The organism is Kitasatospora sp. NPDC101155 (genome assembly GCF_044768305.1).
GTDB lineage: Bacteria > Actinomycetota > Actinomycetes > Streptomycetales > Streptomycetaceae > Kitasatospora.
On the sequence record NZ_JBIWPN010000015.1, the window covers coordinates 144,651 to 159,462 of the forward strand.

Below are 14,812 nucleotides of genomic sequence, written 5' to 3' on the forward strand. Positions count from 1 at the left end.
TCATGCGATAGGGCCGGACGGCCCCATTCTCCATTCTCCAGCTCATGGACGGACGGAACCGGCCAGGGGAGCCGCAGCGAGGGTCGCGTCGTGCGACTGCGACTGCGACTGCGACTGAGGCGGCTCGGCGCGGAGCCGTGGGGTGGGGCAGCCAGCCGGTCCGTAGCCGATGCGCAGGAGCATCTGCGGGGCGCAGCGGCCATGTTCCGGGTCGGCCAACTGTGCTCGCAGGTCGGGCCATTCCAAGGCCTGGTACAGGATCGAGGCGCGCAGCCCGTGCAGGGTGAGCACGAGGAGGACGTGCTGGAGTGCCTGGCCGGCGCGCAGCCAGTCCGCGCGGTGGTCGTGCCGGGTGGTGAGGAGGAGCAGCTGGGGGTCGGCCTCGAACGGGGCGCGTTCGCGGGAAAGGCCGTCGGCGGGGCCTGCGAAGGTACGCAACGGCACCCTGCCGGTGGAGTCCTGGGGGCCGAGCGCGTAGGCGGGGATTCCGGCGCGGGAGCCGGGGGTGGCGAGGGCGGCCAGGTTCTCTGCGTGTCGGCCGGGATGGCGCAGGTTGCGGTGCTCGGCTCGTGCGGTGAGGTCGAGCAGGGTCCGGCGCTCGGAGGGGCCCGGCCGGTGCAGGTCGGCGCCGTCGAGCCGGGCGGCTTCGGCGAGCTCGGCGAGGACGGCGGCGGGTACCGGCTCGGCGGAGAACGGCAGGCGGCTGCTGCGTCGGTGCCAGATGGCCTGGTAGAGGTCGGGGCGGCGCAGCAGGGCCGCACGGGGTGGCCCGGCCAGACGTACCGTGGCGAGCAGGTCGGGCTTCTCGGGCCGGGGCAGGAGGCGGACGACGGGTTCCCGGCCCAGGTGGACGGCGGTGGCCTGGAGGTTGGCGAGGGCGGCGCCGGCCGAGATGTGCAGGGCTCGGGTGTCCGGGTCGGTGAGTAATGGGGCGCGTTGCGGTAGGGCGTGGACGTTGATGGTGCGGGTGGCGCGGTCGAAGTGGAATTGCCACGGCTGGCAGTTGTGGAGGGAGGGAGCGGCGCTCGCCGCGGTGATGAGTGCCTGACCGAGTTCGTCGTCGAGGGTTTGGGGTGTCATGGTGGAGCGGTCCTTCCTCCGGGGTCTGGGGCAGGGGTGGAGCGGGGGGCGAGGGGCGGAGGTGCGCCGCTTTCAGCTGCTGGAAGGGCCGTCGGTGCCGGGGTGTCGGGCGGCGCGTCCGGTCCACACGGGTTCCAGCTCGGCCCAGGCGCGCTGCCAGGCAATGTCGGCTCGGTGGTCCAGCGATCGCAGCCGCAGGCCCAGGCCACTGGCGATGAGGACGAAGAGGAGCCCGACGGCGAGAACGCCGACGATGACGGCGTTGAAGACGAGGTCGGCGGTGCTGGGTGGGGCGGCGGTCGGGCGGCCGGTGTCGTCGGCCCACACCTCGACCGTGGCGCCGGCCCGGGCTCGGTGGCTGAGGTCGACCGTGCCCGTTCGCTGTTGTCCGGCGGGGTAGGTCCAGGTGGCCGCGGCCCGGTACTGGGCGGTCATGGCGGTGGTCCGGTCGGCAGTCGTGCTGGTGGCGGTGAGCAGGAGCGCGTCCAGGTGGTGCAGGCGGGACGAGGCGGCGGCCACGCGGTGCTCGGCGGAGTCGAAATCGCTCCAGGCGACGGTGGCGCCGAGCACGAGGGCCAGGCCGGTGGCGACGGCGGCGAGGAGCCCGGCTCGGCTGCGGGCCCGGTCCTCGGGCCGGGCCAGCTCGTTGCGCTCGGTACCGAGTGCCCGCCTCAGGCCGCGGCGCCACGGGCGGATGGGACGGCTGTGGGGAACGCTGGTCATGGTCGGACTGCCCTTCGGTGAGCGGCTGGGAACGGACGGGGGCGGGCTCAGCTGTGCGGGACCACCGCGACCGGGGCCGCGGCGTGGTGGAGCACGGTGTGGGTGACGGGACCGAGCCGTATCCCTAGGGGGTGGTGGCGGTCGCGGCGGCCGACGATGACCAGGTCGGCGCCTTCGCCGGCGGTGACGACGGCGTGGGCCGCGCTGCCGTGCCGGACTTCAAGGAGCGCCGGGACGTCCGGGTGAGCGGCTCGTGCCGTGGCGAGCGATTCGGTGAGCAGGCGTTTCACGGCGGCCTCCCGCGCGGCGATCTCCGAGCGTGGCGGCACCCAGCTGGTGGCGGCCCACAGCGGCACCGGATCCCAGCCGTGGACGGCCCGCAGGCATGCGCCGCGCCGGGTGGCCTCGGCGAACGCGAAGTCGATGACCGCGTCGGCGGGCTGCCGGGGGTCTACCCCGACGACGATCTCGCCCCGCGATGTCGTGCCGTTCTGGGGCGAGGCGGGCCGATTGGCCCGGACCAGGACCACCGGGGTAGTGACGCGAGCTGCCACCGCCAGTGTGACCGAGCCGGTCAGCAGGCCGGCGAAGCCGCCGAGGCCACGTGAGCCGAGCACGAGGAGTTCCTGACCTTCAGCTGCCTTGACCAACGCGTCGACGGGGTCGTCTCCGACCACCATGGTCTCGACCACGAGCCCGGGGTGGTTGCGGCGGATGCTTCCGGCGATGCCGGACAGCATCCGCAGGGCGGCCTGGCGCAGGTCGCCGGGCCGGAAATCGCCGGGGGCCTCGGCGTCCACGGGGCTGAGCCAGGGCCAGGCGTGCAGCAGCCGAAGCGGAGCGCCACGGCGTTGGGCTTCCCCGGCGGCCCAGTGGGCCGCAGCCTCGCTGCTCGGGGATCCGTCGACTCCGGTCACGACGTGGCGCGTCATCAGTGCTCTCCTCCAGGGTCGCCGGCCGGCCTGCGGTCAGGCCGCCTGCTCGGCTCCCGTGCCGAGAGAACTCTGCCGGTGGTGATCCGACCGGGCCCAGGGACCTACCGGGCCGAGGAGTGGGCCAGTGGTCCCTGGCAGGGCCGGATCCCGGGCATGTGGGGGGCCGCGGGACCAGTGGGACGTGCGGGAGGGGACCGGTGGCGGCGGCAACAGGGCCCGATGGTCCCTGGGACGACCCCTGGTCGCGACGCCAGGATCGTCACCGTGAGCGACGGACGCACCGGTGTCCGTCTCCCCGAGCGCACCGCAGAGGAGCAGTCGATGTCCGCACACGATCGCGGAAGACCACAGCAGAGAAAGGCAGTTGACGGACCGCGAGGAGCCGCAGGCGGCTTCGGGCTACCGGCCGCGACCGCGCTGGTGGTCGGCAGCGTCATCGGCACCGGGGTGTTCGCGCTGCCCTCCGCGCTCGCGCCGTACGGGCCGATCGCGCTGGTGGCGTTCGTGCTGGTGACGATCGGCGCGCTGGCGCTGGCGATGGTCTTCGGGCGGCTGTCGGAGCGTGTACCTGGGAGCGGCGGACCGTACGTCTACGCCCGTGAGGCGTTCGGTGAGTTCGCCGGGTTCCTGACCGCCTGGTCCTACTGGATCACCGCCTGGGCCGGGAACGCGGCCATCGCGGTCGCCTGGGTCGGCTACGTCGAGGTGTTCGTCGACAAGGGGCACCACACCGGGGGCTCGATCGCGATCGCGCTGGCCGGTCTGTGGCTGCCGGCGATCGTCAACCTGACCGGGATGCGGAACATCGGCGCGTTCCAAGTCGTCACCACCGTACTGAAGTTCCTGCCGCTGGCGTTCATGGCCACGGCCGGTCTGCTGTTCGTGAAGTCCGGGAACTTCGGCGCGTTCAACGCGAGCGGAACCTCGGCACTGGGCGCGGTGTCGGCGGCAGGTGCGATCGCGCTGTTCAGCTACATCGGCCTGGAGACCGCCTCGGTGGCCGCCGGACGGGTCCGCGAGCCCAAGCGGAACGTGCCGCGGGCGACCGTGTACGGGACGCTGGCCTGCGCCGCGATCTACCTGCTCGGCACCCTGGCGGTCTTCGGCACCGTCCCGCACGCCCAACTGGGCGCCTCCACCGCGCCGTTCACCGACGCCATGAACAACATCGCGGGCGGCCACTGGGCCGGCAACCTGGTCGCCGCCGCGGCGATCATCTCCGGTCTCGGCGCACTCAACGGCTGGACCCTGATCTGCGCCGAGATGCCGATGGCCGCGGCCCGCGACGGGCTCTTCCCGGCCGCCTTCACCGGCACCCGCGGCCGGGGCGAGGTGCCGGCCTTCGGCATCGTTTCGGCCACCGTCCTCGCCTCGGTGCTGACCGTCGTCAGCTACACCCGCTTCACCAAGGTGTTCACCGAGATTGTGCTGCTGAGCGTGCTCACCGCGGTGATCCCCTACCTGGTCTCGGCGGCAGCACAGCTGTACTGGCTGGTGGTGCGCGGCCGCCAGGAGCTGGAGGGGCGGCGCTTCGCCCGCGACGTCACCGTCGCGCTGCTCGCCCTCGCTTTCTCGTACTGGTCGATCCAGGGCAGCGGCTACCAGACCGTCTATTACGGCCTGTTCACCATCCTGCTCGGCATCCCCGTCTACATCTGGCTCAAGCGCCCGAACGCTGCGACCCGGGCCACCGCCGCGACGGGACCCACCGAGGCCGAGCCGGCGGCCCCCACCGCCGTGCCCCTGCCGAAGGCGGCCCGCACCGCCCGCCCGGTGGGCCTGCCGACCATCCTGCGCCGCGCACTGACCACGCGTCACCAGCACTGAACCCGCCGAGGAGCACCCACCCATGTCCACCCTGCGTGTCGATTCCGAGGCGGGCCGCCTGCGCCAGGTGATCCTGCACCGACCGGGACTGGAACTGTCCCGGCTGACCCCGCGCAACGTCGACGAGCTGCTCTTCGACGACATCCTGTGGGCCAAGCGCGCCCGCGAGGAGCACGACGCCTTCGCCCAGGTGCTGCGCGACCACCGCGTGCGCGTCCACCACTACGCCGACCTGCTCGCCGAGACGCTCGACCTGGCGCCGGCCCGGGCCTGGCTGCTCGACCAGGTCGTCACCCCGGCCACCGTCGGCCCGGCCCTGGTCGATCCCGTCCAAGAACTGTGCGCGCAGCTCGACGGCAAGACCCTGGCCGAATACCTGATCGGCGGCGTCCTCAAGACCGACCTGCCGCTGCACAACCCGCACAGCCTGGCCTGGCACACACTCGGAGACCAGGACTTCGCCCTGCCGCCGCTGCCCAACCACCTCTTCCCGCGCGACAACTCCTGCTGGATCGGCGCCCGTTACAGCCTCAACCCGATGGCGAAGGCCGCGCGCCGCCGGGAGACCCTGCACACGGCCGCGATCTACCGCTTCCACCCGCTGTTCGCCGAAACCGCTCCCCCGCTGCTGGACGGCACCACCACGGCACCCGGGCTGAGCCTGGAAGGCGGCGACGTCCACGTCCTCGCTCCCGGAGTGGTCATGGTCGGCATGGGCGAGCGCACCACCGCCCAGGCCGTCGAAGCCCTCGCCCAGCAACTGTTCCTGACCGGCATCGCACACCGAGTGATCGCGGTGCGCCTCCCGGAGAGCCGGGCGTTCATGCACCTGGACACCGTTATGACGATGATCGACCGCGACACCTTCGCGCTCTACCCCGGCCTGGCCGACCGGCTGCGCTCCTGGACCCTCACCCCCGCCCCCGAACGGCCCGCCGGATTCGACGTCACCCCGGACACCGACCTCGCCGCCTCCCTCGCCGAGGCCCTCGACCTCGACAAGGTCCGCTTCCTCTCCGCCGAACAGGACGCCCGCGCCGCCGAACGCGAGCAGTGGGACGACGGCAGCAACTTCCTCGCCCTCGAACCCGGCGTCGTCGTCGGCTACGAGCGCAACACCACCACCAACACCTACCTGCGCAAGCAGGGCATCGAGATCGTCACCATCGCCGGCTCCGAGCTCGGCCGCGGCCGCGGCGGCCCGCGCTGCATGAGCTGCCCCATCCAGCGCGACCCGGCCAACTGACCACCCGGAAGAGGAGAACCACCATGACCAGTCCCCTGCGCGGCCGCCACTACCTGCGTGAGCTTGACTTCACCGCCGACGAGATCCACCACCTGCTCGACCTCGCCACCGACCTGAAGGCCGCCCGCGCCGCCGGAACCGAACGGCAGCACCTGACCGGCCGCCGCCTGGCCCTGATCTTCGAGAAGAACTCCACCCGCACCCGCTGCGCCTTCGAGGTCGCCGCCGCCGACCAGGGCGCCACCACCACCTACCTCGGCCCGGACAGCTCCCACATCGGCCACAAGGAGTCCGTCGCCGACACCGCCCGGGTGCTGGGGCGGATGTACGACGGCATCGAGTACCGCGGCTTCGCCCAGGACACCGTCACCGAACTCGCCGCCCACGCCGGCGTGCCGGTCTACAACGGCCTGACCGACCAGTGCCACCCCACCCAGAGCCTGTGCGACGTGTTCACCATGCGCGAGCACAGCAACAAGCCGCTGGAGGAGATCTCCTTCTGCTACCTGGGCGATGCCCGCAACAACACCGCCAACTCCCTCATGGTGATGGGAAGTCTGCTCGGCATGGACGTGCGGATCGCCGCGCCCCGCGAGCTGTGGCCCGACCCGCTGCTGGTCTCCGAGTGTCTGCTGCTCGGCCAGGACAGCGGAGCCCGCTTCACCCTCAGCGACCAGGTCGAGGACGCCGTGCGCGGCGCGGACTACCTCTACACCGACGTCTGGGTCTCGATGGGCGAGGACCACGACCGGTGGAAGGAGCGCATCGACCTGCTGCTCCCGTACCAGATCAACGCCGAGACCATGGCAGCCACCGGAAACCCGGACACCGCTCTCCTGCACTGCCTGCCGGCCCTGCACGACCGCCGCACCGACCTCGGTGCCGAACTGGCCGCCGAACACGGGCTGGACGGCCTGGAGGTGACCGACGAGGTCTTCGAGTCGTCCGCTTCCCTGGTCTTCACCCAGGCCGAGAACCGCATGCACACCATCAAGGCGATCCTCGTCGCCACCCTCGGGAGGGACTGACCATGCGCATCGTCGCCGCCCTCGGCGGAAACGCCCTGCTCCAGCGCGGCGAACACCCCGACGCTGCCGTCCAGCAGCACCACGTCCACGACGCCGCCCGATCACTGGCCGAACTCGTCCTCGCCGGACACGAGTTGGTCATCACCCACGGCAACGGCCCGCAGGTCGGCCTGCTCGCCGTCGAGAGCGAGAGCGACCCGGCCCTGACGGTTCCCTACCCGCTGGACGTACTCGGCGCGCAGACCCAGGGCATGATCGGCACCCTGCTCGCCCGGGAACTCGCCGGCCGCCTGCCAGGCCGCGCCGTCACCGCCCTGGTCACCCACACCGAGGTCGACCGGCACGACCCCGCCTTCCAGCACCCCGACAAGTTCATCGGCGGCCAACTCACCGACCACCAGGCCAGGATGATGGAGATCGACCGCGGGTGGACCACCGCCCGCGACGGCGACCACCTGCGCCGCACGGTCCCCTCGCCCCTGCCGAAGGCGATCACCGAACTCCCCGCCGTCCGAGCCCTGCTGGCGAGTGGCTCAGTGGTGATCGCTGCCGGAGGCGGCGGTATCCCCGTCACCCGCGACCCCGACACCGGCCTGATGCGCGGCGTCGAGGCCGTGGTCGACAAGGACCGCACCGCCGCCCTGCTCGCCGAACAGCTCGGCGCCGACGCACTGCTGATCCTCACCGACGTCACCCATGTGTTCACTCATTTCGGTGCCGCCCACCCCGGTCCCCTCACCACCGTCACCCCCGGCCGGCTGCACGAGCTGGACCTGCCCGCCGGTTCGATGCGCCCCAAGGCAGAAGCCGCCGCAGGCTTCGCCGAGCGGACCGGTCGGGTCGCCGTCATCGGCCCACTGGACGACGCCCTCGGCGCGCTCCTCGGCACCACCGGCACCACCGTCCGCGCGCTGCCCGCACCGGTGGGCCGGGGACCGGCAGCCCTGCCGGCGGGACCTTCGGCCCACGACCCGGCCGCACCGCACGCGACAGTCTGAACCCCACGAGGAAGGGAACTGCGATGAACCGCCTGCAGACCGAGCCCGCCACCGACGTCCTGGTGGAGACCCGCGGAGAGGTCACCCTGGCCGCGCCCGACTACGCCCGGACGAAGATGCTCGCCGTACTGGAACGGCTGGACGAGCCGGTCCTCGCCGCCCGCGTGAAGCTCACCCAGGAGGCCAACCACGCGGTGGCGAAGCCCTCGCTCGCCCAAGCCGTCGTCGATCTGAACGGCAGACCGGTACGGGCCCACGTGGCCGCAGCCACCATGCAGGAGGCCGTCGACCTGCTCCAGGACCGCCTGATCGCCCGGATCGCACGTGTCCGCGGCCACCGGGACCACCACCGCCGACACGCGACCGCACCGGCCGTCCCGCTGGACGGCGCTCGGCACGAGCACCGCCCGCAGCGCCACGCCCGCAGTGCGCAGGAGCGGCGGATCGTGCGGCACAAGTCCTACAGCCTGGCGCGGCAGACCGCCTGGGAAGCGGTGCTCGAACTGGAGGCCATGGACTACGACTTCCACCTGTTCACCGACGCGGCGAGCGGCTGCGACAGCGTGGTCCACCGCGACCCGGCCGACGACGGCTACCGGCTGGCCACCGTCGGCCCGCAGGTCGACCCGGTGCCGGGGTTGCCGCTGAGCACGCTCGGCGCACCGCGGCTCACTGTCGACGACGCGGTCGCGCGCCTGGACCTGAGCGGCCTGCCGTTCGTCTTCTTCACCGACGCCGTCACCGGCCGCGGCAACGTGCTGTACCACCGCTACGACGGCCACCACGGCCTCATCACTCCTGCGCTGTAGGGGCGCGGGTCCGCCTGGCGGCTGTGGGGTTCGACCGGGCAAGAAGTGCGGAGCCGGGGACGGTGTGGGGCCGTCCCTGGCTCTCGCCTTTGCGCTGCACGGTGGCGTTGAAGTCGGCCGGCGCAGTTGCCCGGTAGGGCTGGCCTCGTTGCCCCGGTGCGGCTTGCCGTGCGTCGGCGGAGCACAGCCGGTTCTGCCCTGAGGAGTTGAGCCGCTGCTCCTTGACCAGGTCAGGCACAGCTCGGCTCATGTCCGCCGGATGTCGGCACGGATGGCGAGCGTGGCAGCGGTCTTGCCGGCGAGAGGTCCGCCCGTCCACAGCTCTTGGGCAGTGAGCGCCGATGCCGGGTGTCCGGTCACGATCGGAGCCGATCCGGGCGGCTCACGCCAGGTGCCGGGTCCGGCGAACGCCTTCGGATGTTCGGCGTAGGCCGGGGCACGTGAAGAGGGCGGTGGACGCCGGGCGTGCCGGGGTCCACCGCCCTCGATTGCGGTGGGCGGGTCAGTCGTGCGGGACGACGGCGACCGGGGCCTGCGCGTGGTGGAGAACGGTGTGGGCGACCGGCCCGAGCCGCATGCCGGCGTGGTGCGGGCGGCGTCGGCGGCCCACCACGACGAGGTCCGCGTCGGCGCAGGCGTCAACCAGGATTGCGGCGCCGCTGCCGATCCGGCTGTCCTGGATCACGGTGACCTCGGGGTACTTCTCCTGCCAGCCGGTCATGGCCAGCGTGAGGAGCTCGTCCTCGATCGCCCGGAACTGTTCGGTCTCGGGCTGCGGGGGCACCCAGCCGGCGTAGCCCCAGACCGGCGGGGGCGTCCAGCCGTGCACGGCGCGCAGCACGGCTCCGCGCCGCGCGGCCTCGCGGAACGCGAAGTCGATGACGTCCGCGGCAGCCTCGCGGGTGTCGACGCCGACGACGACCTCGGGTCCGTCGGGCCCGGTGCGGCGGTCGGTCTCATCGGAGCGGACCAGCACGGTCGGTACGTCGCTGCGCGCGGTGACGGCCAGGCCGATGGAGCCGACCATGAGCCCGCCGAAGCCGCCGAGCCCTCGGGAGCCGAGGACCAACATGCGGGCGTCGGCTGCCGCGTCGACCAGCACGTCGACCGGCTCACCGCCCCCGACCAGCTCGGCGCGGATCTCCAGGCCGGGGTGAGTGTTCTCCACGGCTCGCTTGGCGTCGGAGAGCATGCGCGTGGTCAGGGCACGGACGTCGGCCGGCTGGCCGGAGTCGGCGTGGATGTCGTCGAGCCAGGTCTGGGCGTGAACGAGACGCAGCGGCATGCCGTGGCGGGTGGCTTCGTCGGCCGCCCAGCGGGCGGCGGCGATGCTCTCCTCCGAGCCGTCGATGGCGGCGAGCAGGTAGTCGGCCATGGGATGTCCTCTCCGGGGTGGGCCGTGGTGCTGATTGTGTCGAGGAAGGCCGCGGCGGCCAGGGCGGCGATCCCGCCGCCGACCAGGTAGGCCTTCGTCTGGCGCCTGCTGTCGATCACGTCATGTTCCGTTCGTCCGCTGAATCCGCTCCTGCGACGGTCGGCAGGGGGTGCCGCCAGCCTCTGGCAGCGCCGACGGCGGGCGCGCGGGGCCGACTGGCCCCGCTTCCGGGTCGTTGGTCCTCGGCTTCCCGGTCCGTCGGGCCCTGCGGTGGTGTGCGGGAGGTTCGGCTGGGCCGCAGGTCCCTCTCCCAGCAGCTGGGCTGTGACCCGGTCGGCCCTGTGTCGGAGCGGGTGCGCGGCGTGACGATGGGTACGGCCCGCCGTCGGCGGCCAGCGAAGTCGACCGAGTCCCGAGGAGACCGCGGCCATGACCGTGACCACCGCTTCAACGTCCGGAGAGCCGGCCGAGGCTGAGCTGCTGGCGCTGGACGCCCACTGGCGGGCCGCCAACTACCTGGCGGCCGGTCAGATCTACCTGATGGCCAACCCGCTGCTGCGCGAACCGCTGCGTCCCGAGCACATCAAGCCCCGCCTGCTGGGCCACTGGGGGACCTCGCCGGGCCTGAACCTGGTCTACACCCACCTCAACCGGATGATCTCCGGGCGGGACCTGGACGCCATCTGCGTCTGGGGCCCGGGACACGGCGGCCCCGCCGTGCTGGCCGGCTCCTGGCTGGAGGGCAGCTACAGCGACACCTACCCGTCCGTCACCCGCGACGAGGTGGGCATGGCGCAGCTGTTCCGGCAGTTCTCCTTCCCCGGCGGTGTGCCGAGTCACGTGGCGCCCGAGACGCCCGGGTCGATCCACGAGGGCGGCGAGCTCGGCTACGCGCTCTCCCACGCCTACGGCGCCGCCTTCGACAACCCCGGGCTGCTGGTCGCCTGCGTGATCGGCGACGGCGAGGCGGAGACCGGGCCGCTGGCCGCCTCCTGGCACGGCAACAAGTTCCTCGACCCGGTGCACGACGGCGCCGTGCTGCCGGTCCTGCACCTGAACGGCTACAAGATCGCCAACCCGACGGTGCTCTCCCGGCTGCCGGAGGCCGAGCTGGACGCGCTGCTGCGCGGCTACGGCCACGACCCGCTGTACGTCACCGGAGACGACCCGATGGCCGTGCACCGTGCGATGGCCGCCGCCATGGACACCGCCGTCGACCGGATCGCCGCCGTCCAGCGCGCCGCCCGCGAGGACGGGGCCACCGAGCGTGCCGCCTGGCCGTTGATCGTGCTGCGCACCCCGAAGGGCTGGACCGGCCCGGCCGAGGTGGACGGCGTGCCGGTGGCGGGCACCTGGCGGGCCCACCAGGTGCCGCTCGGCGAGGTCCGCGACAACCCCGCGCACCTGGCCCAGCTGGAGGCCTGGCTGCGCTCGTACCGTCCGGAGGAACTCTTCGACGAGGACGGCCGCCCGGTGCCCGAGGTGCTCGCCTGCGTCCCCGGCGGGACCCGCCGTCTGGGGTCCACCCCGCACGCTAACGGCGGCCTGCTGTTGCGCGATCTGCCGCTGCCGCCGCTGGAGCGCTACGCCGTCCCGATCGACAAGCCCGGCACCAGCCTGCACGAACCCACCCGCGTCCTCGGCGACCTGCTCGAACAGGTGATGGCCGACACCGCCGAACGCCGCGACTTCCGGATCGTCGGGCCGGACGAGACCGCCTCCAACCGCCTCCAGGCTGTCTACGGAGTCACCGGCAAGGCCTGGCAGGCCGCCACCCTGCCGGTCGACGAACACCTCGCCCGCGACGGTCGGGTGCTGGAGATCCTCTCCGAACACACCTGCCAGGGCTGGCTGGAGGGCTACCTCCTCACCGGCCGGCACGGCCTCTTCTCCTGCTACGAGGCGTTCGTCCACATCGTCGACTCGATGGTCAACCAGCACATCAAGTGGCTGCGCACCACCCGCGAGATCCCCTGGCGCGCACCGATCGCCTCGCTCAACTACCTGCTCACCTCGCACGTCTGGCGCCAGGACCACAACGGCTTCTCCCACCAGGACCCCGGTTTCGTCGACCACGTCCTCAACAAGAGCCCCGAGGCCGTGCGCGTCTACTTCCCGCCGGACGCCAACACCCTGCTGGCCACCGCCGACCACGTGCTGCGCAGCCGCGACTACGTCAACGTGGTGGTCGCGGGCAAGCAGCCCTGCTTCGACTGGCTCACCCTGGAGCAGGCCCGCGCCCACTGCGCCCGCGGCGCGGGCATCTGGGACTGGGCCGGCACCGACGACGGTGCACGCGAGCCGGACGTGGTGCTCGCCTGCGCCGGTGACGTGCCGACCCAGGAGGTGATCGCCGCCGCCGGGCTGCTGCGCCGTCACCTGCCCGAACTCGCGGTGCGGGTGGTCAACGTGGTCGACCTGGCCCGGCTGATGCCCGCCGACGAGCACCCGCACGGCATGCCCGACGCCGAGTTCGACGCCCTCTTCACCCGCGACAAGCCGGTCGTCTTCGCCTACCACGGCTACCCGTGGCTGATCCACCGCCTCGCCTACCGCCGCGCCGTCCACCCGCAGCTGCACGTGCGCGGCTACAAGGAGTCCGGCACCACGACCACGCCCTTCGACATGGTGGTCCGCAACGACCTCGACCGCTACCGCCTGGTCATGGACGTCATCGACCGGGTCCCCGGCCTCGCCGTCCGGGCCGCAGCGGTCCGCCAGCAGATGGCCGACCAGCGCACCCGCCACCACTCCTGGATCCGCGAACACGGCACCGACCTGCCCGAGATCGCCGACTGGCAGCCAGGCAGCTGACCCGGGCCGCGGCGCCCCACGAAAGGGAGATGAGCACCATGGACCTGCCCGTCACCGTCGGCGTCGACGGCTCCGAGGCCAGCCTGGCCGCCGCCGACTGGGCCGCACGTGAGGCACTGCTGCGCGACCGACCGCTGCGCGTCCTGCACGCCCTGCCCCTGATGCCGCACCTGCTCCCCAGCTGGAGCCGCCAGACCCGCCCCAGCGGTGACCTGCTGCACGAGGTCCGGCACGTCCTCGCGGTGCGCCACCCGGAGTTGCCGGTCCGCACCGACGAGGTCCACGACGCCGTCACCTCGGCACTGGTCGCCGCAGGAGAGGGGGCCGAACTGCTGGTCCTGGGGGCGCGCGGCAGCGGCGGCTTCCCGGAGCTGCGGGTCGGCTCCACCGCCCTGCACATCGCCGCGCGGGCCGGCTGTCCTACGGTGCTGCTTCCGGTGGACGGCCCGGGCGCGCATCCGCGTGAGCAGGTGGTGGTGGGGCTGGACGCCCGCCGCCCGGGCGAGGCGGCGCTCCAGTTCGCCTTCCTGGCCGCACGGAGCCATGGCCTGCCGCTGCTCGTGGTGCATGCCGACGAAGGTTCGGAAGCGGGAGGAGCGGAGCGGGGCCCGAGCGGCGGGGGCGGGCTGCTCGCCCGCGTCCTGGAGCCCTGGCAGCTGGCCTGTCCCGATGTCGAGGTGGTCGCGGACACCGAGTGCGCCCCGCCGGGCCGGGTGCTGGTGGAGTCGTCCGCCAAGGCCCGGCTGCTGGTGCTCGGCCGCCGCCCGGGTGATCGGGTCGGCCGGCTCGGCCCGGTGGCCTACGCGGTCGTGCACCACGCCGACTGCCCGGTGGCGATCGTGCCCGAGGCATGAGCTCAGCCCCTGACCGGGACCTTCGGGACCGGCCAGGGGCTGCTCGGCCCCTGTGGCAGGACCTCACCAGCCGCGAGCCTGTCCATCAGACACGGGGTTGCGCACGTCGGTGCCGCGACCGGAGAGCGGAGGAGGACGTGATCATGTCTCACGCGGTTGTGGTGGGAGTCGACGGATCGGCGCAGAGCGTGGCGGCGGCCGAGTGGGCGGCCTACCAGGCGTACCGGAGCGGCCGGGCTCTGCGGCTGATCCACGTCGGCGCGCAGCCGGAGTTCTCGGTGGAGGCCGCGGACCCGGCGGAGCTGCTGCCCCGGCCGGTGCTCGTGCTGCGGGACCAGATCGTGGAGGTGCTGCCGGGCCTCACGGTCTCCTGCGAGCACGTGCCCGGCAGCCCGGCCGACGCACTGGTCGTCGCCGGAGAGCGCGAAGGCCTGCTGGTGCTCGGCTCGCGCGGGATCGGCGGCCTCGCCGGGCTGCTGCTCGGGTCGGTCGCGTTGCGCGCGGCGGCGCACGCCCGCTGCCCGGTGGTCCTGGTCGGGACCGGTACGGACGGCCAGGGCGACGTGCACGGTGACGTCGTGGTCGGGGTGGACAGCAGTCGGCCCTGCGCCGAACTGGTCGCCTTCGCCTTCGAGAGGGCCGCCGAAGGGGGAGCGGTGCTGCGGGCGCTGGAGAGCCGCGAGTTTCCCACCGGGCGGTATGTGACGGCCGCTCCGGTCGATCCGGCGGAGATCACGAGCGCGCTGGCGGCGGCCGCGCAGGTCCGGCTCCAGGACACGCTGGCGCCCTGGCGGAAGAAGTTCCCCGAGGTGCGCGTGGAGGCCGAGGTGACCGGCTGGCCGGCCGGGAAGGCACTGGTGGAGGCCTCGCGCAGCGCTTCGCTGGTGGTGGTGGGCCGGCGGATCCCGAGGGGCCGGCCGGCCGTTCCCGGGCTGGGAGCAGTGGCCCACGCGGTGCTGCACCACTCACACGGCCCGGTCGCGGTGGTGCCGCACGACTGACCGACAACGCCACGCCGGCCGTGGGGGGGGGGGGGCCCCCGCCCCGCCCGCCCCCGGGGGGGGTTGGGGGGGGGGCGCGGGCCGGACGGCCGGCGGGCGGGGGTGGGCCCGCCGCCGCCGCG

Annotated in this window: 12 protein-coding genes; 8 read left to right on the forward strand and 4 right to left on the reverse strand. The window is 73.1% G+C overall.

Features of this window, described 5'->3' with window-relative positions:
• Positions 1 to 42 precede the first annotated feature (42 nt).
• The 3 genes from ACIRYZ_RS23790 to ACIRYZ_RS23800 all read right to left on the reverse strand — a co-directional run bounded on the left by ACIRYZ_RS23790 (position 43) and on the right by ACIRYZ_RS23800 (position 2,735).
• On the reverse strand, positions 43 to 1,080 hold the full coding sequence (locus ACIRYZ_RS23790) for an Acg family FMN-binding oxidoreductase (protein ID WP_402947252.1): 1,038 nt from the start codon (positions 1,078 to 1,080) through the stop codon (positions 43 to 45).
• Between the two features lie 72 nt (positions 1,081 to 1,152).
• Positions 1,153 to 1,803: a hypothetical protein gene (locus tag ACIRYZ_RS23795; RefSeq protein WP_402947254.1), complete on the reverse strand. Its 651-nt coding sequence runs from the start codon at positions 1,801 to 1,803 to the stop codon at positions 1,153 to 1,155.
• Between the two features lie 47 nt (positions 1,804 to 1,850).
• Positions 1,851 to 2,735, reverse strand: a complete 885-nt coding sequence (locus ACIRYZ_RS23800; RefSeq protein ID WP_402947257.1) for a universal stress protein — start codon at positions 2,733 to 2,735, stop codon at positions 1,851 to 1,853.
• Positions 2,736 to 3,158: 423 nt separating this feature from the next.
• On the opposite strand from ACIRYZ_RS23800, the gene ACIRYZ_RS23805 reads away from it, so the two are divergent.
• From ACIRYZ_RS23805 to ACIRYZ_RS23825, 5 genes are read left to right on the forward strand one after another with little or no spacing between them, the layout of a single operon-like run.
• Positions 3,159 to 4,565, forward strand: a complete 1,407-nt coding sequence (locus ACIRYZ_RS23805; RefSeq protein WP_402947431.1) for an amino acid permease — start codon at positions 3,159 to 3,161, stop codon at positions 4,563 to 4,565.
• A gap of 22 nt (positions 4,566 to 4,587) precedes the next feature.
• Positions 4,588 to 5,811 carry an arginine deiminase gene (locus ACIRYZ_RS23810; protein ID WP_402947259.1) on the forward strand — a complete coding sequence of 408 codons (1,224 nt, stop codon included), beginning with the start codon at positions 4,588 to 4,590 and terminating at the stop codon, positions 5,809 to 5,811.
• A 23-nt stretch (positions 5,812 to 5,834) separates the two neighbouring features.
• Positions 5,835 to 6,839 carry an ornithine carbamoyltransferase gene (argF, locus tag ACIRYZ_RS23815; protein ID WP_402947262.1) on the forward strand — a complete coding sequence of 335 codons (1,005 nt, stop codon included), beginning with the start codon at positions 5,835 to 5,837 and terminating at the stop codon, positions 6,837 to 6,839.
• A 2-nt stretch (positions 6,840 to 6,841) separates the two neighbouring features.
• Positions 6,842 to 7,837: a carbamate kinase gene (locus ACIRYZ_RS23820; RefSeq protein ID WP_402947265.1), complete on the forward strand. Its 996-nt coding sequence runs from the start codon at positions 6,842 to 6,844 to the stop codon at positions 7,835 to 7,837.
• Positions 7,838 to 7,860: 23 nt separating this feature from the next.
• Complete coding sequence (locus tag ACIRYZ_RS23825) at positions 7,861 to 8,646, forward strand: HPF/RaiA family ribosome-associated protein (protein ID WP_402947267.1); 786 nt, start codon at positions 7,861 to 7,863, stop codon at positions 8,644 to 8,646.
• A gap of 502 nt (positions 8,647 to 9,148) precedes the next feature.
• Here ACIRYZ_RS23825 and ACIRYZ_RS23830 read toward each other — a convergent pair.
• Positions 9,149 to 10,021, reverse strand: coding sequence for a universal stress protein (locus ACIRYZ_RS23830; protein ID WP_402947270.1), 873 nt, complete (start codon positions 10,019 to 10,021; stop codon positions 9,149 to 9,151).
• Between the two features lie 429 nt (positions 10,022 to 10,450).
• On the opposite strand from ACIRYZ_RS23830, the gene ACIRYZ_RS23835 reads away from it, so the two are divergent.
• The 3 genes from ACIRYZ_RS23835 (at position 10,451) to ACIRYZ_RS23845 (ending at position 14,690) form a co-directional block, all read left to right on the forward strand.
• The gene (locus tag ACIRYZ_RS23835; protein ID WP_402947272.1) at positions 10,451 to 12,835 is read left to right on the forward strand and encodes a phosphoketolase; all 2,385 of its coding nucleotides are present in this window, start codon (positions 10,451 to 10,453) and stop codon (positions 12,833 to 12,835) included.
• Positions 12,836 to 12,864: 29 nt separating this feature from the next.
• Positions 12,865 to 13,689, forward strand: coding sequence for a universal stress protein (locus tag ACIRYZ_RS23840; RefSeq protein ID WP_402947274.1), 825 nt, complete (start codon positions 12,865 to 12,867; stop codon positions 13,687 to 13,689).
• A gap of 143 nt (positions 13,690 to 13,832) precedes the next feature.
• Complete coding sequence (locus ACIRYZ_RS23845) at positions 13,833 to 14,690, forward strand: universal stress protein (protein ID WP_402947277.1); 858 nt, start codon at positions 13,833 to 13,835, stop codon at positions 14,688 to 14,690.
• The last annotated feature ends 122 nt before the right edge of the window (positions 14,691 to 14,812 follow it).